This is a genomic window from Streptomyces sp. NPDC056061 (genome assembly GCF_042266885.1).
In the GTDB taxonomy this organism is placed as follows: Bacteria; Actinomycetota; Actinomycetes; order Streptomycetales; family Streptomycetaceae; genus Streptomyces.
In genome coordinates this window covers 381,922-400,333 of sequence record NZ_JBHJWQ010000004.1, presented here as the reverse complement: position 1 = coordinate 400,333, position 18,412 = coordinate 381,922, and the positions used below count along the sequence as shown (strand labels likewise).

Annotated in this window: 17 protein-coding genes; 8 read left to right on the top strand and 9 right to left on the bottom strand. The window is 71.7% G+C overall.

From position 1 onward, the window contains the following. The first annotated feature begins 135 nt into the window (after positions 1-135). Entirely contained in the window at positions 136-909 is a 774-nt protein-coding gene (locus ACFC79_RS09930; protein WP_376237470.1) for an SDR family NAD(P)-dependent oxidoreductase, read from the top strand. 187 nt (positions 910-1,096) lie between these two features. Here ACFC79_RS09930 and ACFC79_RS09925 read toward each other — a convergent pair whose 3' ends face one another. Next, the gene (locus ACFC79_RS09925) at positions 1,097-2,623 is read right to left on the bottom strand and encodes a right-handed parallel beta-helix repeat-containing protein (RefSeq protein WP_376237468.1); all 1,527 of its coding nucleotides are present in this window, start codon (positions 2,621-2,623) and stop codon (positions 1,097-1,099) included. A 385-nt stretch (positions 2,624-3,008) separates the two neighbouring features. Between ACFC79_RS09925 and ACFC79_RS09920 the strand changes: the two genes are divergently transcribed. The 5 genes from ACFC79_RS09920 to ACFC79_RS09900 all read left to right on the top strand — a co-directional run bounded on the left by ACFC79_RS09920 (position 3,009) and on the right by ACFC79_RS09900 (position 8,548). Further along, positions 3,009-4,115 carry a LacI family DNA-binding transcriptional regulator gene (locus tag ACFC79_RS09920; RefSeq protein WP_376237465.1) on the top strand — a complete coding sequence of 369 codons (1,107 nt, stop codon included), beginning with the start codon at positions 3,009-3,011 and terminating at the stop codon, positions 4,113-4,115. A gap of 273 nt (positions 4,116-4,388) precedes the next feature. Further along, the gene (locus ACFC79_RS09915) at positions 4,389-5,717 is read left to right on the top strand and encodes an ABC transporter substrate-binding protein (RefSeq protein WP_376237463.1); all 1,329 of its coding nucleotides are present in this window, start codon (positions 4,389-4,391) and stop codon (positions 5,715-5,717) included. Then, entirely contained in the window at positions 5,717-6,610 is an 894-nt protein-coding gene (locus tag ACFC79_RS09910) for a carbohydrate ABC transporter permease (protein ID WP_376237461.1), read from the top strand. Before ACFC79_RS09915 ends, ACFC79_RS09910 begins: the two co-directional genes overlap by 1 nt. Continuing rightward, a complete protein-coding gene (locus ACFC79_RS09905; RefSeq protein WP_376237458.1) occupies positions 6,607-7,461 on the top strand; it encodes a carbohydrate ABC transporter permease in 855 nt (284 codons plus the stop codon). The genes ACFC79_RS09910 and ACFC79_RS09905 overlap by 4 nt, the downstream gene beginning before the upstream one ends. A 58-nt stretch (positions 7,462-7,519) precedes the next feature. Beyond that, positions 7,520-8,548: a hydroxyacid dehydrogenase gene (locus tag ACFC79_RS09900; protein ID WP_376237455.1), complete on the top strand. Its 1,029-nt coding sequence runs from the start codon at positions 7,520-7,522 to the stop codon at positions 8,546-8,548. A gap of 235 nt (positions 8,549-8,783) precedes the next feature. Here ACFC79_RS09900 and groL read toward each other — a convergent pair whose 3' ends face one another. The 4 genes from groL to ACFC79_RS09880 all read right to left on the bottom strand — a co-directional run bounded on the left by groL (position 8,784) and on the right by ACFC79_RS09880 (position 12,595). Beyond that, complete coding sequence (groL, locus tag ACFC79_RS09895; RefSeq protein WP_376237453.1) at positions 8,784-10,409, bottom strand: chaperonin GroEL; 1,626 nt, start codon at positions 10,407-10,409, stop codon at positions 8,784-8,786. A 99-nt stretch (positions 10,410-10,508) separates the two neighbouring features. Then, entirely contained in the window at positions 10,509-10,817 is a 309-nt protein-coding gene (groES, locus tag ACFC79_RS09890; protein ID WP_018101172.1) for a co-chaperone GroES, read from the bottom strand. A gap of 459 nt (positions 10,818-11,276) precedes the next feature. Then, complete coding sequence (locus tag ACFC79_RS09885; RefSeq protein ID WP_376237450.1) at positions 11,277-11,630, bottom strand: hypothetical protein; 354 nt, start codon at positions 11,628-11,630, stop codon at positions 11,277-11,279. After that, positions 11,627-12,595: a polysaccharide deacetylase family protein gene (locus ACFC79_RS09880; RefSeq protein ID WP_376237448.1), complete on the bottom strand. Its 969-nt coding sequence runs from the start codon at positions 12,593-12,595 to the stop codon at positions 11,627-11,629. The genes ACFC79_RS09885 and ACFC79_RS09880 overlap by 4 nt, the downstream gene beginning before the upstream one ends. A gap of 114 nt (positions 12,596-12,709) precedes the next feature. On the opposite strand from ACFC79_RS09880, the gene ACFC79_RS09875 reads away from it, so the two are divergent. Further along, on the top strand, positions 12,710-14,011 hold the full coding sequence (locus tag ACFC79_RS09875) for a methyltransferase domain-containing protein (protein ID WP_376237557.1): 1,302 nt from the start codon (positions 12,710-12,712) through the stop codon (positions 14,009-14,011). 129 nt (positions 14,012-14,140) lie between these two features. Here the strand turns inward: ACFC79_RS09875 and ACFC79_RS09870 are convergent, their stop codons facing one another. Beyond that, positions 14,141-14,506, bottom strand: a complete 366-nt coding sequence (locus ACFC79_RS09870; RefSeq protein ID WP_376237447.1) for a hypothetical protein — start codon at positions 14,504-14,506, stop codon at positions 14,141-14,143. Positions 14,507-14,588: 82 nt separating this feature from the next. Continuing rightward, positions 14,589-15,254 carry a hypothetical protein gene (locus tag ACFC79_RS09865; protein ID WP_376237444.1) on the bottom strand — a complete coding sequence of 222 codons (666 nt, stop codon included), beginning with the start codon at positions 15,252-15,254 and terminating at the stop codon, positions 14,589-14,591. A gap of 99 nt (positions 15,255-15,353) precedes the next feature. On the opposite strand from ACFC79_RS09865, the gene ACFC79_RS09860 reads away from it, so the two are divergent. Next, the gene (locus ACFC79_RS09860) at positions 15,354-15,974 is read left to right on the top strand and encodes a class I SAM-dependent methyltransferase (RefSeq protein ID WP_376237442.1); all 621 of its coding nucleotides are present in this window, start codon (positions 15,354-15,356) and stop codon (positions 15,972-15,974) included. A gap of 238 nt (positions 15,975-16,212) precedes the next feature. Here ACFC79_RS09860 and ACFC79_RS09855 read toward each other — a convergent pair whose 3' ends face one another. Further along, positions 16,213-16,677, bottom strand: coding sequence for a VOC family protein (locus ACFC79_RS09855; RefSeq protein WP_376237439.1), 465 nt, complete (start codon positions 16,675-16,677; stop codon positions 16,213-16,215). A 143-nt stretch (positions 16,678-16,820) separates the two neighbouring features. Then, on the bottom strand, positions 16,821-18,356 hold the full coding sequence (locus ACFC79_RS09850; protein WP_376237437.1) for an MFS transporter: 1,536 nt from the start codon (positions 18,354-18,356) through the stop codon (positions 16,821-16,823). Positions 18,357-18,412: the final 56 nt, after the last annotated feature.

Sequence of the window (18,412 nt, the reverse complement as noted above, 5' to 3'; positions counted from 1 at the left end):
CCGCGACTCCGCATCCCGCGTTGTCTTCGGTCGCGAGGACTCCGCCCTCACTCCCCCTCTCCCTTGAACGCGAAGCCGCATGACGCCACTCACTGCTCCACCCCCTGTTGCTCTCCAGGCCGTAACGTGCCGCCCATGACGACTGCACTGATCACGGGCGCGACCGCGGGCATCGGTGCCGCCTTCGCGCGACGGCTGGCGGCCGACGGGCACAACCTGGTGCTGGTGGCCCGCAACACGGAGCGGCTGCGCGAGCAGGCGACCGAACTGCACGACCGGCACGGCATCGAGGCCGAGGTACTGACGGCCGATCTGTCGACGGACGAGGGGATCGGCGAGGTCGAGGACCGCCTGGCGGACCTCCGGCACCCGGTCGACCTGCTGGTCAACAACGCCGGGTTCGGCAACCGGGGGCGCTACCTGGAAGTGCCGATGGCCGATGAGCTGAGCATGCTCAAGGTGCACTGCGAGGCGGTGCTGCGGCTGACCTCGGCCGCCGTGCCCGGAATGCGGGAACGCGGACGCGGCGGGGTCGTGAACGTGGCCTCGGTGGCGGCGTTCGTACCGCGCGGGACGTACGGCGCGTCCAAGGCGTGGGTGGTGCAGTTCACCCAGGGGGCGGCGAAGGACCTCGCCGGTACGGGGGTGCGGCTGATGGCGCTGTGCCCGGGCTTCGTGCGGACGGAGTTCCACCAACGGGCCGGGATGGGCACCGGCAACATCCCCGGCTGGATGTGGCTGGACGCCGACAAGCTGGTGTCCGCCGCCCTGACGGACCTGGCGCGCGGCAAGTCGCTCTCGGTGCCCGATCCGCGGTACAAGGCGCTGATGGGGGTCGTGAAGCTGACGCCCCGTAGCGTGCTCGGAGGGGTCGCCTCCACCACGGGCCGCAAGTACGGCCCCCGGTGAGCCGCCCACCGGTCGCCGGGGGCCGGACGTGTCCGCCGGGCCCCCGGCGACCGGGAGGGCCGTCGCCGGTCACGGAGTGATGCGACTGGTGCCGGTCACGGCACCGGGGCGTGTGTCGAAAGTCCAGCCTGGCCGGGGCGTCCGGCCCCGCCTTCCGGGCGGACGACGCTGCCTTCGAAGCACGCCCCTAGCGCACCCCGTGGCCCGCGTAGGCGCCGATGTTGGGGGCGCCGGGCTTCAGCTTCTTGCCGAAGTAGTCCTTGCCGCCGTTGTCCTCGATCACGGCTCCGGCGGCGAGGGCGGGCGAGCCCGCGCCGAGCCGGAAGTCGGCCCGGAGCTTCGGGTCGTCCGTGATGCCACCGGGGTTCGGGCGGGTCATGTCGATGCCGTAGAAGGCGTTGTGGTCGAAGGAGAGCCCGGCTGTCGGGTTCTTGAAGGCGTACCCTCCGGTGCCCTCGCTCACGAAGACGTTGTTCGTGATGGCCAGTTCGTGCTGGGTGGTGGCGGGGCTGCCGGCGTCGTCCTGGACGAGGTAGCCGGGGATCTCCTCCTTGTTGTGGAAGGTGTTGTTGTAGATCTTCGTGTCGAGGATCGGGCCCCAGCAGTTCTGGATCAGGCGGGCGCCGTCGTTCCGGCTGACGTTGTAACGGGCCACCGTGCCGATCGTCTTGGCGCCGCTGTACGGGCAGACCAGCAGGAAACCGCCCTTGTTGTCATGGCTGTAGTTGTACTGGAAGACGGTGTTCTGCGAGGCGCCGTCGGCGTCGAAGGACATGCCGTCGTGCGTGTTCCCGCCGCCGGAGACCTCGTTGTACTCGATGGTGGTGTCGTCGGTGTTGAAGGTCCAGATGCCCGCGTTGGCGGAGGGCGAGCGGAGCTGGAAGCCATCGATCCGGTTGTGGTCGACGCGGGCGCCGCTGGTGGTGTCGAGCTTCATGCCGTCGCCCGCCAGGGACTTCAGCGTGTTGTGGTGGATGCGGACGCCGGTGCTGGGCGTCCACTCGCCCGGGTAGACGTTCGGATCCTGCTGCCGGCCGACCAGATCGCGCTTGGAGAACGTCGACTTGAAGTAGATGCCCTCGCGGTCGACGTCCTCGATGCGGTTGTGGCCGATGTCCAGGCCGTCGTACCAGCTTGCCTTCGCGGTGCCCTCGACGGCGATCTGGATCGCGCTGGAGCCGGAGACCGTCTTGTAGTCGCCGCCGCGCACGTCGTGGATGTACAGGCCGGAGATGTCGAAGCCGCGGGCGACACCGTAGTCGGTGAGAACGAGGCGCACGCCGTTGCGCTCGCTGCCCGGGTTGTCGGCGTTGGTGATCTCCAGGTTCTTGAGGTGCACGTACTGCGTGTCGGCGAGCAGCACCACGTCGTGGGCGCCCGCGCCGTCGAGCCGGGCGCGCGCCGGGGCGTTGCCGTAGTCGGCGATGGTGAACGGGGCACGGGCGGATCCGGAGCCCTTGGGGGCGAGGGTGCCGGTGCAGGTGGTGCCGCGCTTGAGAAGCAGCTGGTCGCCGGGGCCGTAGGTGTGGGCGCCGGCCTCGGCGAGCGTCGTCCAGGGGTGCTGCTTGCTGCCGGTGGCACCGGTCGGCGCGGCGGCGCAGTCGACGTGGAAGGTGCGGCCGTTGGGCACGGCCTGCGCGGCGGTCTGGCCGGTGACGGTCAGACCGGCGGCCGTCAGGGCCGCGAGCGTCGCGGCGGTGACACGATGTCTCACAATTCCTCCGTACGAACAGTCGTGATGGGGCGAGCGGTCGGGGGCGGGATCGGGCAATCGGTCGGGAACGAGGGCGAGTCCGAGGTCGGCCACGGGGGCCATGTGATCGGATGGTCGGACGGTCCGGATCGGCCGAACGGACGGGGCATGCCGGACCGGACCGACACGGGACGGGTCGGCACGGCACGAACCGGCACGGGCGATCCGGTGTCGTTTCCCGTAAGCGGACTGCCGGAATCCTGGACTCGGATTGATCGAACGTCAATGGATCACGCTTGAATGATCGAAACTGCCGTCGTTCGATCACGTTGGTCTAGGGTCGGAGAACAGCCCGGCACCGGCCGGTCCGGGAGCCGGGCCACAACACTGCGAGGGGACTGCCGCTGTGCGCGAAAGTGCTGCTGAACGTCATGACCGCCTGCTGGGGCTGGTACGGGAACGGGGTTCGGCCCGGGTCTCGGACCTGGCCTCGCTGCTGGGGGTCTCGCCCGTCACCGCGCGCCGGGACGTGGAGGAGCTGGCCGGCCGGGGTCTGCTCGACCGGGTCCACGGCTCGGTCTCCTGGCCCCGGGACGCCGCCGCGCCCGCCGCGCCCGCCGCGGGCCCCGGCGGCAGCGGCCTGGTGATCGGCATGCTCGCGCCCTCGTCGACGTACTACTTCGCCGAGGTGATCCGCGGCGCCCACGAGGCCGCCGCCCGTGCGGGCGCCCGGCTGATCCTGCGGATCTCCGACTACCGGCCGCAGGAGGACCAGGACCGCACCGAGAAGCTGCTCGCCGCGGGCGCCGAGGGGCTGCTGGTCGCGCCGGGCTGGCAGCACCCCGGCGACCCCGCCGCGTTCGGCGACTGGATCGCCTCGCTGCCGGTGCCGACCGTGCTGCTGGAGCGCACGCCCGCCGTCGGCTCCCCGCTGGACGGCCTGGACCGGGTCTGCTCGGACCACGCGCACGGGGTGCTGCTCGCCCTGCGCCACCTGGTGGGCCTCGGGCACGGGGCGCCGCTGCTGATGGCCCGCGCCGACTCCCCGACCGCCGTGGCGGTGCGGTCCGGGTACACGGAGGCACTGGACGTGCTCGGGCTGCGCGCACCGCGGGAGGCGATCGACTCCGTCCCGGCCGAGCTGGCCCCGGACGCGTTCGAGGAGGCCGTGCAGGCCCTGCACGCGGCGGTCCGCGGCGGGATCGCCACGGCCGCACTGATCCACAACGACGTGGACGCGATCCAGGTCGTGCAGCGCCTGGCCGAGCTGGGGGTGCGGGTGCCGGACGACCTCGCGCTGATCGCCTACGACGACGAGGTGGCGGCGCTCGCGGACACCCCGCTCACCGCGGTGGCCCCGCCCAAGCGCGAGGTGGGGCAGCATGCGACCGAACTGCTGGTGGAGCGGCTCGGCAGGCGCACGGCTGGGCCGCGGCGGCATCTGACGCTGCTGCCGCAGCTGCGGGTCCGGGAATCGTGCGGCGCGCCGCACGCGCCGACCGGCGAGCGTTGAGGGGCGGCGGGACGGGGGACGGATTCGGGGTGCGGGAGGCAGGCCCGGGGCCCGCCCCGGGGCGCGAGAGGCAGGTACCGGGTGCGCGGAGGGTGCGGAGCCGATCGTTCCGCCATCCGCCACGCCACCGTAACCCAGGGCATTCCCACCGCTTCCGTACGTAAATTATTCGATCTTTTTTCGATCAATCGCTCTTTCGCTCTTGACTTCGGTCACGGCTGGTCCAAGGATCACGGCCAACGCCAATGTCGTCGCCAGTTCAGGAGCCTCGCTGTGAGCCGCAGTTCGAGCAGAACGTCCCTCGCCGTCGTCGGCGCCGCCACCGCCCTCACCGTTCTCACGGCCTGCGGCGGCAGCGGCGACGACAACGCCTCCTCCGGAAGCGACGGCAAGCCCGTCAGCATCACCTTCTGGGGCTGGGCCAAGGGGTCCAAGGAGGTCGTTGACGCCTTCAACGCCTCGCACAAGAACATCAAGGTGGTCTACGAGGAGATCCCGTCCGGGAACGCCGGCGGCTACGCCAAGATCTCCAACGCGGTGAAGGCGGGCAACGCCCCCGACCTGGTCTCCATCGAGTACCCGCAGCTCCCCGAGTACGTCAGCCAGGGCGCGCTCCAGGACATCGGCAAGTACTTCACCGACGACATCAAGAAGAAGCTGCTCCCGCAGGCCGTCGAACTGACCACGCTCGGCGGGAAGAGCTGGGCCGTCCCGTTCGACGCCTCCCCGCAGGCCTTCTACTACCGCAAGGACCTGTTCGAGAAGTACGGCGTCGAGGTCCCCAAGACCTGGGACGAGTTCCGCAAGGCCGCCGAGAAGGTCAAGAAGGCCGACAAGAAGGCCCGGATCGGCACCTTCTTCCCCGACGACCCGACCACCTTCCAGGCGATGGCCTGGCAGGCGGGCGCCCAGTGGTACAAGCCCGAGGGCGACACCTGGAAGGTCGGCACCGCCGACGCGGCCACCAACAAGGTCGCCGACTACTGGCAGGGCCTGCTCGACGACGACCTGATCCACGCGAACGCCTCGTTCAGCCCCGAGTGGACGAACTCCCTCAAGAACGGCGGCACCGTCGGCTACCTCGGCGCCGCCTGGGGCGCGGGCGTCCTCAAGGGCACCCTGCCCGAGCAGAGCGGCAAGTGGGCCGTCGCCCCGATGCCCAGCTGGGACGGCAAGCCCGCCGGCGGCATGCTCGGCGGCTCCACCTTCGCGGTGACCAAGACCAGCAAGAAGGCCGAGGCCGCCGTCGAGTTCGCCACCTGGATGTCGACCACCGAGGAAGGCATCAAGGCCCGCATCGAGTCCGGCACGTCGAGCGCCTTCCCGGCCGCGGCGGCCCTGCGCCCGGTGGCCAAGAAGTCCTTCGACGCCGGGTTCTACGGCGGCGAGGACATCTACCAGGTGTTCGAGGACGCCGCGACGTCCATCGGCCAGAACTGGAACTGGGGCCCGACGACCGGCACCACGAACACCACCATGAAGGACCAGTTCGGCAAGGTCGCCAGCGGCTCCACCACCATCAAGGACGCGGTGAAGGCCGGGCACGACGCCACGGTCGCCGAGCTGAAGAAGCGCGGTCTGAAGGTCGAGGACGCAGGCTGATGAAACGCGCCCGGACGACCAGAGCCGCCGCCATCCTGCTGGGGCCCTTCTTCGTACTGTTCACCCTGGTCATGGTGCTGCCGATCGGATACGCGGTCTGGCTCAGCCTGTTCACGGAGAAACAGTCCGGCCTGGGCTTCGGCGGCACCGAGACCGTCTTCAGCGGACTCGACAACTACATGGCGGCCCTGGGCGACCGGGCGTTCCGCGAGGGCTTCGGCGTACTCCTCGGATACTGCCTGATCTACATTCCGCTGCTGCTCATCGGAGCCCTCGCCCTCGCCCTGCTGCTGGACTCCACGCTGGCCCGCGCCCGCCGCTTCTTCCAGCTCGCGCTGTTCCTGCCGCACGCGGTGCCCGGCATCATCGCCGCGCTGATCTGGGTGTACCTGTACACGCCCCAGCTCAGCCCGGTGGTCAGCGCCATGGAGTCCGGCGGCATCGGCTTCGACTTCTTCTCCCCCGAGGGCGCCCTGCCCTCCATCGTGAACATCGCGCTGTGGGAGTGGCTCGGCTACAACATGGTGATCTTCTACGCCGCGTTGCAGGCCATCGACCGCTCCGTCCTGGAGGCGGCGACCGTCGACGGGGCCGGTGCCTGGCGCATCGCGGTCGGCATCAAGGTGCCGCTGATCCGCGCCTCGGTCGTGATGGTCGCGCTGTTCACGGTCATCGGTTCGCTCCAGCTGTTCACCGAGCCGCTGATCCTCAACAAGGGGACCGGCTCCGCCGTCACCTCCACCTGGACGCCGAACATGTACGCGTACACCGCGGCCTTCGAACGCAACGACTACGGTCTCGCCGCCGCCGCGTCCATCCTGCTCGCGCTCACGGCCGCGCTGCTGTCCTTCGTCGTCACCCGCTTCACCGGCCGGAAGGGCAAGAAAGCATGAACTCCCCCGCCTCCCGCAGCCGCTGGATGTCGAAGGCCGCCGTCAACGGCTTCCTCCTGCTCTCCGTCGCCTACATGCTCTTCCCTCTCGTCTGGCTGGTCACCGCCGCCACGAAGGACACCGGTGGTCTGCTCGCGGGCAACGCGTTCTCCTTCGACGGCTTCAACCTCGGCGAGAACCTGTCGAACCTCGCCTCCTACGGCGACGGCGTCTACTTCCGCTGGTACCTCAACAGCCTCCTGTACGCGGGCGGCGGGGCGATCGTCTGCTCGCTGATCTGCGTCGCCGCGGGGTACGCCTTCGACAAGTACGAGTTCCGGGGCAAGGAGAAGCTGTTCGGCCTGGTGCTGATGGGCGTCCTCGTCCCGACCACGGCGCTCGCCCTGCCGATGTACCTGCTGGCCTCCAAGACCGGCCTGGTCAACACCTACTGGTCGGTGCTGATCCCGGTACTCGTCAACCCGTTCGGCGTGTATCTCGCGCGGGTGTTCAGCACCGGCTACATACCGAACGAGGCCCTGGAGGCCGCCCGTATCGACGGGGCGGGCGAGCTGCGCGTCTTCTGGTCCATCGGGCTGCGCATGATCATGCCGGGCTTCGTGACGGTCTTCCTCTTCCAGTTCACCGCGATCTGGAACAACTTCTTCCTCCCGCTCGTGATGCTCTCGGACCGCAAGCTCTTCCCGCTGAGTCTCGGTCTGTACTCCTGGAACACCAACACCCACGGCGAGCCGAGCTTCTACCCGCTCGTCGTCACCGGTTCGCTTCTCGCCGTGATCCCCCTGATCGTCGCCTTCGTCTCGCTCCAGCGGCACTGGAAGGCCGGAATGACCGCCGGCAGCGTCAAGTAGCACTTCCCACGAGCCCCCCACGAGCCCCCCACGAGCCCCGAGGAGTACGGGTACCACCATGCCCCACGCCACTGACAACCGGCCGACGGCCCTGCTCGCGATGGGTCCCGGCATAGCCGACCGCCTGCTCACCGACCGCCACCGCACCCGGCTGGCCGCCCTCACCCGCACCGACCCGCACCTCGTCGCCCACGACCTGACCGACCCGTCGCCCGAGGTGGCCGCCGCGCTCGCCGAGGCCGAGGTCCTGTTCACGTGCTGGGGCGCGACGCCGCTCACCGCCGAAGTGCTGGCGGCGGCGCCGCGGCTGCGGGCCGTGGTGCACGCGGCGGGCTCCGTGAAGCACCACATCACGGACGCCTGCTGGGAGCGCGGCATCGCCGTCACCTCGGCGGCCGGGGCCAACGCCCTGCCGGTCGCCGAGTTCACGCTCGCCGCAATCCTCCTCGCCAACAAGCGCGTGCTGCACTCCGCCGATCGCTACCGGGCCCTGCGTGCCGAGCACAACTGGCTCGCGGAACTCGACAGCTCCGGCAACTACCGCCGCACCGTCGGCATCATCGGCGCCTCCCGCATCGGCAGGCGCGTCATCGAACTGCTGCGCCCCTTCGACCTGGATGTCCTGCTGTACGACCCCTACGTGGACGGCCCGGAGGCGGAACGGCTCGGTGTGCGGCTCGCCCCGCTCGACGAGCTGTGCGCGCACAGCTCGGTCGTCTCGGTGCACGCCCCGCAGCTCCCGGAGACCCACCATCTCGTCGGCGCGGCCCAGCTGTCGGCCATGGCCGACGGGACCACGCTGATCAACACCGCGCGGGGTTCGCTGGTCGACGAGACGGCGCTGCTGCCCGAGCTGACGTCCGGCCGGCTGCACGCGGTGCTGGACGTGACCGACCCCGAACTCCCGCCCGCCGACTCGCCGCTGTTCGAGCTGCCGAACGTGCTGCTGACCCCGCACGTGGCGGGCTCGCTCGGCAACGAGCTGCACCGGATGGCCGACCAGGCGCTCGACGAACTGGAACGGTTCGCGCAGGGACTGCCGTTCGCCGACCCGGTCCGCGCCGGCGTGCTGCCGCGCTCGGCCTGATCCCACTGCCCCGTACGACGGGCGCGCCTCTCGAAGGCCCGCGGCTCCGGCCGCGGGCCTTCGCGCGTCCCGGAGCACGCCCCGGAGCACGCCCCGATGCCTGTGCCGAGGCCCGTCCCGGAGCACATCCCGGGAGACATGCCGGAGCACATGCCCGAGGCCGTCCCGAAAGACATGCCGGAGGCCCGGTACCCCGCGACGGGGTACCGGGCCTCGACAGCTGGACGCGGAGGCGTCAGTGCGCGTGGCCGTGGCCGCCGTGACCGGCCTCGGCCTCCTCCTCGGCCGGCTTCTCGACGACCAGGGTCTCGGTCGTGAGCAGCAGCGACGCGATGGACGCGGCGTTCTCCAGCGCGGAGCGGGTGACCTTGACCGGGTCGATGACGCCGGCCTTCACCAGGTCGCCGTACTCGCCGGTCGCGGCGTTGAAGCCCTGGCCCTTGTCGAGCTCGGCGACCTTGGAGGTGATGACGTAGCCCTCCAGGCCGGCGTTCTCGGCGATCCAGCGCAGCGGCTCGACGGCGGCGCGGCGCACGACCGCGACACCGGTGGCCTCGTCGCCGGACTTGCCGAGGTCGCCCTCCAGCACCTTGACGGCGTGGACGAGGGCGGAGCCACCACCGGAGACGATGCCCTCCTCGACCGCGGCGCGGGTCGCGGAGATGGCGTCCTCCAGACGGTGCTTCTTCTCCTTGAGCTCCACCTCGGTGGCGGCACCGACGCGGATGACGCACACGCCGCCGGCCAGCTTCGCGAGGCGCTCCTGGAGCTTCTCGCGGTCCCAGTCGGAGTCCGTGGCCTCGATCTCGGCCTTGATCTGGTTGACCCGGCCCTTGACGTCGCCGGGCTCGCCGCCGCCGTCCACGATCGTGGTGTCGTCCTTGGTGACGGTGACGCGGCGGGCGGTACCCAGCACGTCCAGACCGGCCTGGTCGAGCTTGAGGCCGACCTCCTCGGCGATGACGGTCGCACCGGTGAGGGTGGCGATGTCGCCGAGCATGGCCTTGCGGCGGTCGCCGAAGCCCGGGGCCTTCACCGCGACGGCGTTGAAGGTGCCGCGGATCTTGTTGACGACCAGGGTCGACAGGGCCTCGCCCTCGACGTCCTCGGCGATGATCAGCAGCGGCTTCGAGCCACCGGCCTGGATGACCTTCTCCAGCAGCGGGAGCAGCTCCTGGATCGCGCCGATCTTGCCCTGGTGGATCAGGATGTACGGGTCGTCGAGGACGGCCTCCATACGCTCCTGGTCGGTCACCATGTACGGGGACAGGTAGCCCTTGTCGAAGGCCATGCCCTCGGTGAAGTCGAGGTCCAGACCGAAGGTGTTGGACTCCTCGACGGTGATGACACCGTCCTTGCCGACCTTGTCCATCGCGTCCGCGATGAGCTCGCCGACCTGCGGGTCCTGCGCGGAGAGCGCGGCCACGGCGGCGATGTCGGACTTGTCGTCGATCGGGCGGGCGGTCGCGAGGAGGTCCTCGGACACTGCCTTGACCGCGGCGTCGATGCCCTTCTTCAGGGCGGCCGGGGAGGCACCCGCGGCGACGTTGCGCAGGCCCTCGCGGACGAGCGCCTGGGCCAGCACGGTGGCGGTGGTCGTACCGTCACCCGCGATGTCGTTGGTCTTGGTGGCGACCTCCTTCACCAGCTGGGCACCGAGGTTCTCGTACGGGTCCTCGATCTCGACCTCGCGCGCGATGGTGACACCGTCGTTGGTGATGGTGGGGGCACCGAACTTCTTGTCGATGACGACGTTGCGGCCCTTGGGGCCGATCGTCACCTTGACCGTGTCGGCAAGCTTGTTGACGCCGCGCTCAAGGGCGCGACGGGCGTCCTCGTCGAACTTCAGGATCTTCGCCATGGGAGCTGAGCTTTCCTCTCGAAACGAACTGCGCCCCCGACCGCCCGGCTGATCATGACGCACGGGGCCAGGGGCGCAGAACGGAAAAACGTGGGTGAATTACTTCTCGATGATCGCGAGGACGTCGCGAGCCGAGAGGACGAGGTACTCCTCGCCGTTGTACTTCACCTCGGTGCCGCCGTACTTGCTGTACAGCACGACGTCGCCGGTCTTGACGTCGAGCGGAAGGCGCTCGCCGTTCTCGAAGCGGCCCGGGCCCACGGCCAGGACGACGCCCTCCTGGGGCTTCTCCTTGGCGGTGTCCGGAATGACCAGGCCGGAGGCCGTGGTCTGCTCGGCGTCGAGCGGCTGGACCACAATGCGGTCCTCGAGCGGCTTGATCGCAACCTTGGAGCTGGCGGTCGACACGATCCGGTCTCCCCCTTCGGAGATCTCACGGGGTTAAGAGTCTGTGGGTGGCGACCAGGTGGATCCGTCGTCGCGGGTGCCGGACCTGCCAGTCGCACAGTACTGCTGGCACTCTCCAGGGGTGAGTGCCAGCACCGAGACTATGACCGCGATTAGCACTCGGTCAAGCGGAGTGCCAATTCAGCCAGTCGTGGCGCCGGGACGCCGTCGACGCGGGGGCGGCGGGACTGCCCCCGACGGACCGGACACCTCCTCGTCCCCTCGCCCGCGTCGGCATCGGCATCGGCATCGGCACGGCGGTCCGCCCGTCCGCCGTCGTGCCGTCGTGCCGTCGTGCCGTCGTGCCGTCGTGCCGTCGTGCCGTCGTGCCGTTCCGTGAACGCCCGTCGCGGGCGGGGGGTTCCGGGGCGTGGCCGTGCGTGTGCTGTACGCCGTGGCCGCGCGGGCCCGGCACGGCGACTACCGCCGGTCGCACCCCGGGCCGGTGCCCGTCCCCGCGTGCGCCCCCGGCCGGTCCTGCCGCCCGTGCCCGTGCCCGTGCGCGGGCAGTGGCGACGGCGACGGGGGCCGGGACGCGGGCGGCCGGGGACAGGCGACGACGGACCGTGGTCCCGGTGTTCCGCCGCTGCCCGGAGGTGTCCGGGGGTGCGCGGGCGGGCCTGCGGCGGGTTCCGGCCGCGGGTGGACGATGTTCCGGGCGGCCTTGCGGCCCAGCCGTTCGATCGGGTCGACCGACTGCGCACAGCCGGTGGTCGCGGTCAGCAGCGCCCCGGCCGCCAGCACCCCGGCGAGCGCTCGGCGCGCGGGGCTCATACGTAGTCCTCCAGCCGGGCCACGGCGAACCCCTGGTCCGTGATCGTCCGCATGACGGAGCGGACCAGGTCGGTCATGCCGACGCCCCACTCGTTCCGCCCCCGGAAGTGCGTGAGGATGATGTCGCCGGGGTGCAGTTCATGGTCCCCCCGCCACTCCATGCGGTCCGGGAACGCCTCTGCGTTCCAGAGCGGAACTGCCGTGATGCCGCAGGACTTCGCGATCCGGAGCGTGTCGCCGTTGTAGTTGCCGTACGGCGGACGGAACAGTGCGGGCCGCTTCCCGAGCCGCTTCTCGATGACGTCCTGCTGGCCGCAGATCTCGCGCTTCTGCTCGTCGTACGAGAGGCCCGGGAGGTAACGGTGGTGGAGCGTGTGGTTGTTGGGGGTGACGCCCAGCCGCTGCGCCTCGCCGAAGTACCCGTAGTCGTCGCCGACCTCCTGGTCGGTGAGGAACGCGCTGTACGGGATGGCCAGCTCGTCCATCATCCGCAGCAGTTCGGGGTCCTTCTCGGCGCCGTCGTCCATGGTCAGGAAGACGACGCGGTCCTTGGTCGGGACGGTGGTGAAGACCGGCGGAAGCCCGTCGTCGCCGCCCTCGACCTCGAAGCCCTCACGGGTGGTGGGGCGTGTCCTGACGGCGGGCGGCGGGGGCGCGGTCAGCGGGGCGCGGACCAGCCCCCACTTCTTCGCGAGGGCCGTCCGAACGGCGGGGGCGAGCTGCGCGTTCTCGCGCGCGGGGGCGTCGGCCGGCCTGCGCCCGGGGGCCTCGGGGCGCACCCCGGGCCACCCGTTCGGCTGTCCGGCGGCGGGCGGCGGGGCCGAGCGGTCGAGGCCGCCGTCCGGCCGTTTCCCGGCCCCGGAGGCGCAGCCCGAGCCGACGGCGGCGACCAGGAGACCGGCCAGGACCGCACGGGCACCCCGCCTGCCACCGGACGGACGCGCACGCGATTCGCACCTCAGCATGACTAATTCCCCTTTTGTCGTACAAATGGCGGGGTGTCGCATACTGCCAGCGCCGGACGGGTGGACCGGCCCGACACCGCCGCGGGTCGGCCCGGTCGACCCGACTGGCCCACAATGGGGCGGGTGAATGCTCTCGCCCCGAACGACCCGCCCGAACCGTCCGAACCGCCCGAACCGCCCGCCCCGAGCGACCCGTCCGGACCGAGCGACCCGTCCGGACCGGACGAACCGCTCGCCGCCTTCCTCGCCCTGCGTACGCCCAAGGGGGCGGCGCTGCTGGAGGAGCTGCGGTCGTACGACCCCGCCCGGGAACTCGCCGTCGCCACCCGGCTGCGCCGCAGCCACCCGGCCGGACTGGTGTCGGCGGCGCTGGGGCAGGCGCGGCTGCGGCAGCGCGCGGTGGCGAAGTTCGGTGCCGAGGACGCGCACCGGATGTTCTTCACGCCGAACGGTGTCGAGCAGGCCACCCGTACCTCGGTCGCCGACCACCGGGCGCGCAGGCTCGTGGCGGCGGGCGGGGTGCGCCGGGTCGCGGATCTCTGCTGCGGGATCGGGGGCGATGCGATCGCGTTCGCGCGGGCGGGCATCGCGGTCCTCGCCGTGGACCGGGACCCGCTCACGGCCGAGGTGGCACGGGCCAACGCGGCGGCGCTCGGCCTGGCGGAGCTGATCGAGGTGCGGTGCGCCGATGTCGCGACGGTCGACACCACGCCGTACGACGCGGTCTTCGTCGACCCGGCCCGGCGCGGCGGCCGGGGCAGGATCTTCGATCCCGAGGCGTACTCGCCGCCGCTCTCCTGGGCGACCGGGGCCGCGCTGCGAGCGCCCCGTGCCGCACTCAAGATCGCCCCCGGCATCCCGCACGACGCGATCCCGGCGGAGGCGGAGGCCGAGTGGATCTCGGACGGCGGCGACGTGAAGGAGGCGGTGCTCTGGTTCGGCGAGGGCTTCGCCCCCGGTTCGTACCGGGCCACCGTGCTCCCGGCGGGGGCCGGTCTGTGGTCGGCGGCCCCGCTGCCCGCCCCGCCGGTCGGCCCGGTGGGGCGCTATCTGTACGAGCCGGACGGCGCGGTCATCCGCGCCCATCTGGTCGCCGACGTCGTGGCCCGGTGCGGGGGCCGGCTGATCGACGAGACCATCGCGTACGTGACGAGCGACCGGCCGTACACGTCCCCGTACACCACCGGGTACGAGATCACCGACCAGCTGCCGTTCGGCGTGAAGCGGCTGAAGGCACTGCTGCGGGAGCGGGAGGTCGGCGTCCTGACGGTGAAGAAGCGCGGCTCGGCCGTGGAGCCGGAGGAACTGCGCCGCCGGATGAAGCTCCGGGGACCGAACGCGGCGACGGTCTTCCTGACCCGGGTGGCCGGGGCCCCGACGATGCTGATCGGCCGCCCGATGGCGGACCCGGACTGACGGACCCGGACTGACGAGCCCGGACCGGCGGACCCGGACCGGCGGACCGGGACCGACAGGCTGCCACGACTGGCCGCCACGACTGGCCCAGGCCGGGTCGATCGAGCCAGCTCGGTCAGACCCGGCCGGTCAGGCCAGGTCGGTCAGGTCGTCGGCGTACACCTGCGAGAGCGGCTGCGGGCCCACGTACTGCTGGCAGTTGCACTGCCCCGGCTCGAAGCGGATTGGTTTCTTGGCCTCGTCCCAGGCCGTCGGCACCTCGACCCGCTCGTGGCACCTGCCCTTCTTGTCGTGCTTGGCGAGGTGGTGGGTGCAGCCGCAGACCGGCTCCGGCGGGCGCTCGGCGGCCTCGACGGCGAGCCGTTCCTGCCGGGCGGCCTCCAGCAGCTCCAGCTTGCGGGTGTGCCGGTTGCGCAGCGCGGTGCGGACGTTGTCGACGGCCCAGCCGAAGCCACCCGTCCAGAAGATGATCAGCACCCACCAGTACCACGCCATGAAACGCCTCCCCCGGTGTCCGGTCCTCGCGTCCGGCACCCGTGCCCGGCCCGCGCGTTTCGGCCAGGATAAGACCGTGCGGTCAGCGGTGGGCGCCGCCTCCGACGGAGAACAGCGGTTCCGGCGCGGGAACTCCCACCAGTACCCGCGCCACCCAGCGGCGGTGGGCGAACGCCTTGACGATCCCGATCAGTCCGATGATCCAGGCGATCATCCCGAGCCCCATGACCAGGGCGGCGAGTCCGTAGGTCGCCCCGAGCCCCTCCTCGGTCGCCGGGACGGCGATGCAGGCGTACAGCCCCAGTGCGCACAGCGCGTAGGACAGCAGCAGCCAGAACAGGGCGGCACCTGGCATCCGCAGCCGCGCGTCCCGCACCGGGTCTCGCGCCAACTCTCCCCAGGCGTACAGCAGTCGGCGGATCTCGCGGTCGCGGCCGATGCCGACGGCGACGAGGGCGACCGCGGGCACCAGGCAGGCGATCCCCATGACCGCGAGGATCAGCGCGAGTGCGACGCCGAACAGGTCGTCGGTCTCCTGGAACGTGACCATCGCCGCGCTGATCAGCGACCAGCCCGCCGCGCCGAGCACGCCCCACAGCCACAGCAGTGCCGGCCGGCCCGGCGAGACGTGCCGGCGCACCAGCTCGCCGAGCACCACGGCCCGGTCGGCGAGCATCGCCTCGTGATCCGGCCAGGTGCGTATCTCCACGGGCGGCGGGGGCGGGGGCAGTTGGCTGCGGTGGGACATGGCCCGACCCTACCGAGCGGGGGTTCCGGCCCCGCGAGCGGCACGATGCGCCGGGGCCGTCGGGATGCCATGCTGGACTCGGACACACGGAGGTTCGCGATGGGGTTCTACGCCGAACGAATCGTGCCCCGGGTCGTCGACGCCGTCGGCGGGAGGAAGTCCGCCGAGCCGTTGCGGCGCCGGGTCTGCGAGGGCCTGTACGGCGAGATCATCGAGATCGGCTTCGGCTCCGGGCACAACGTGCCCTTCTACCCGGAGGCCGTCACCGACGTGGCCGCGGTGGAGCCGTCCGACCTCGGCTGGCGGCTGGCCCGCGACCGGATCGCCGCGGGATACGCCGCAGTGCGGCGCGTCGGGCTGGACAGTCAGTACCTGCCGTTCGACGACGCCACGTTCGACGGCGCGCTGTCCACCTGGACGCTCTGCACCGTTCCGGACGCCGACGCCGCGCTGCGTGAGGTGCGGCGGGTGCTCAAGCCCGGAGCGACGCTGCACTTCCTGGAGCACGGGCTGGCGCCGGAGGGGGACGAGGGCGTCCGCCGTTGGCAGCACCGGCTCGATCCGCTGGAGCGGCGGCTCTTCGCGGGGTGCCGGCTGACCCGGTCGGTCGCCGAGATGCTGACGGCCGCGGGGTTCACCGTCGTCGACATCGACGAGTTCTACGAGAAGGGCGCGCCGCGGACGATGGGCGCCGACTCGCTGGGCGTGGCGCTGCGCTGACCTCCCGCCGCCCCCGTTCCCCCGGTCGGCGCGCTCGCGACGGTCCGGCCCCGGCCTCCCCGGCCGCCGTGCTCCCCCGGTCGGCCCCGGCCTCCCGGCCCCGCCCCGGCCTCCCGGTCGGGGCGCGGCTCCGGCGTTGCCTCACGGCTCAATCGGTTGCGTCGCAACTCGGACATTGCGTCGCGGCTCAGGCGTTGCGTCGCGGCTCAGGCGTTGCGGCTCCAGATCGCGTCTCGGCTCAGGCGTTGCGCAGCGCCTCGACGTCGAGCTTCCGCATGCCCAGCATGGCCTTCATCGCCCGTTCGGCCTTCGCCGGGTCCGGGTCGGCCAGCGCCTCCTGGAGCCCGCGCGGGACGAGCTGCCACGACAGGCCGTACCTGTCCTTGAGCCAGCCGCACTGCCCTTCCTCGCCCCCCTCGGTGAGCCGGGACCACAGCGTGTCCAGTTCCTCCTGCGTGGCGCAGTCCACGGACAGCGAGATCGCCTCGGTGAACGGGAACTGGGGGCCGCCGTTGAGCGCGACGAACTCCGTGCCCGCGAGCCGGAACTCGACGGTCATGACTCCGCCGGTCTCGCCGGGCCCGGCCTCGTTGTAGTACGTCGTGTTCAGCACCCGCGAGTCGCCGCCGAAGACGGAGACGTAGTGGTGCGCGGCCTGCTCGGCCTCATGGTCGAACCACAGGAAGGTCTTGATCTTCTGCATGGTCTGCTCCTGTCCGGGTGGTCCGGGGCCGGGCGCCCGGGCTCCGCCCCCGGACCGCACAGGGTGGACCGGCCGCAGGGCCGGAACTCATCGGTCGCGACGCCGGAGGCGCGACGCCGCCGGGCGTGGACGGCGCCCACCGCTCATCCCCGCGTCGGACGGGAGACGGCGGGCTCGGCGCCCTCCCCGGGACGGACGGCGGGCTCGGCGCCCTCCCCGGGACGGACGGCGGGCTCGGCGCCCTCCTCCCCGGAATTCTTCTGGGAATCCGCCACCGCGGCGACCGGAGCGATCCGTTCCCCTCGCGGGAGCAGCACCAGGGCGGCCAGCGCCGCCGCCGCGAGCAGGCCCGCGCAGACCCAGAACGCCGCCACGTATCCGGCCGCCAGATCGGCGGGGCGCCGTCCGTCGCCGGTGACCTGCGCGGCGACGGTGACCAGGACCGCGAGCCCCAGGGAGCCACCCACCTGGCGTGCGCTGTTCAGCAGTCCGGAGGCCATGCCGGTCTCCTCGGGCGCGACATCGGTCGTGGCGGCGGTGCCGAGCGGTACGAAGCACATGCCGATGCCGACGCTGCAGACCAGGGACGGCACAAGGATCGAGAGCAGGAATCCGCCGTCGGCCCGTGCGGTCGCCGCGAACCCCGCGAGGCCGACCGCGGCGAGAAGACCACCCACCGCCAGCAGCCGCCTGGTGCCGAGCGCCGCAACCGCGCGGGGGGCGACGATCGAACCCGCGATGACGCCCGCCGAGAACGGCAGGAAGGCGGCACCGGCGGCGGTCGCCCCGTAGCCGAGCACCATCTGCATGTAGAGCGAGACGAAGTAGAACGCGGCGAACTGGCCCGAACTCAGCAGCAGGGTGAAGAGATTCGCGGTCAGCACCGGCCGCCCGGCGAGCAGGCCGAGACGGAGCAGCGGGGTCGTGGTCCGCAGTTCGACGGCGACGAAGGCGCCCAGCAGCAGCACGGCGGTGCCGAGCGTGCCCAGCGTCCGGGCCGAGCCCCATGGGTGGGTCGAGGTGCCGACGAGCCCGAGGACGAGCAGGGTGGTGCCCGCGGTGGCCAGCAGGGCCCCGGTCACGTCGAGCCGGGCGCCGGTCCGGCCGGTGGCGTCGTGCAGCCCGGTACGCGCGGCACCCACCAGGGCGAACAGCACGATCGGCACGTTCACCAGCATCACCGCGCGCCAGCCCGCCGCGTCGGTGAGCAGTCCCCCGGCGAGCACGCCCACCGCGCCGCCCGCCGCGCCCGCCATGCCCCACAGCCCCAGCGCGCGGGAGCGGGCGGGCCCGGCCGGGAAGGCCAGGGCGACCAGCGCGAAGCCGACCGGGGCGAGCGCGGCGGCGCCGACCCCCTGGACCGCTCGTGCGGCGACCAGCGCACCGGGCGACTGGGCGAACCCCCCGGCCAGGCTCGCGACGCCGAACAGCGCCAGACCGGCCGTCAGTATCCGGCGGCTGCCGATCAGGTCGGCGAGGCGCCCGCCGAGCATCAGCAGGCCGCCGAAGGCCAGCGCGTAGGCGTTCACCACCCACAGCAGCCCGTCCGGCGTGAAGCCGAGCCCGCGCCGCATGTCCGGCAGCGCGACGTTCACCACGGACATGTCCAACGCCACCAGGAACTGCACGGTGAGCGCCACCGTCAACAGCCATCGCACCTGTCGTGACTGGATGTTCACGACTTCCCCTTTCCTCCGTCTGCCTCCCCGGATCACCCGGGGAGCAATTACTATAC

What these genes read in the sequence shown, in the direction of transcription:
- ACFC79_RS09885 (WP_376237450.1), bottom strand. Translation starts at nt 11,630, where the DNA reads ATGAGCCCCGCGCGCCGAGCGCTCGCCGGGGTGCTGGCGGCCGGGGCG.
- ACFC79_RS09900 (WP_376237455.1), top strand. Translation starts at nt 7,520, where the DNA reads ATGCCCCACGCCACTGACAACCGGCCGACGGCCCTGCTCGCGATGGGT.
- ACFC79_RS09865 (WP_376237444.1), bottom strand. Translation starts at nt 15,254, where the DNA reads ATGTCCCACCGCAGCCAACTGCCCCCGCCCCCGCCGCCCGTGGAGATA.
- ACFC79_RS09910 (WP_376237461.1), top strand. Translation starts at nt 5,717, where the DNA reads ATGAAACGCGCCCGGACGACCAGAGCCGCCGCCATCCTGCTGGGGCCC.
- ACFC79_RS09880 (WP_376237448.1), bottom strand. Translation starts at nt 12,595, where the DNA reads ATGCTGAGGTGCGAATCGCGTGCGCGTCCGTCCGGTGGCAGGCGGGGT.
- ACFC79_RS09855 (WP_376237439.1), bottom strand. Translation starts at nt 16,677, where the DNA reads ATGCAGAAGATCAAGACCTTCCTGTGGTTCGACCATGAGGCCGAGCAG.
- ACFC79_RS09870 (WP_376237447.1), bottom strand. Translation starts at nt 14,506, where the DNA reads ATGGCGTGGTACTGGTGGGTGCTGATCATCTTCTGGACGGGTGGCTTC.
- ACFC79_RS09860 (WP_376237442.1), top strand. Translation starts at nt 15,354, where the DNA reads ATGGGGTTCTACGCCGAACGAATCGTGCCCCGGGTCGTCGACGCCGTC.
- groL (WP_376237453.1), bottom strand. Translation starts at nt 10,409, where the DNA reads ATGGCGAAGATCCTGAAGTTCGACGAGGACGCCCGTCGCGCCCTTGAG.
- ACFC79_RS09905 (WP_376237458.1), top strand. Translation starts at nt 6,607, where the DNA reads ATGAACTCCCCCGCCTCCCGCAGCCGCTGGATGTCGAAGGCCGCCGTC.
- ACFC79_RS09875 (WP_376237557.1), top strand. Translation starts at nt 12,710, where the DNA reads ATGGGGCGGGTGAATGCTCTCGCCCCGAACGACCCGCCCGAACCGTCC.
- ACFC79_RS09930 (WP_376237470.1), top strand. Translation starts at nt 136, where the DNA reads ATGACGACTGCACTGATCACGGGCGCGACCGCGGGCATCGGTGCCGCC.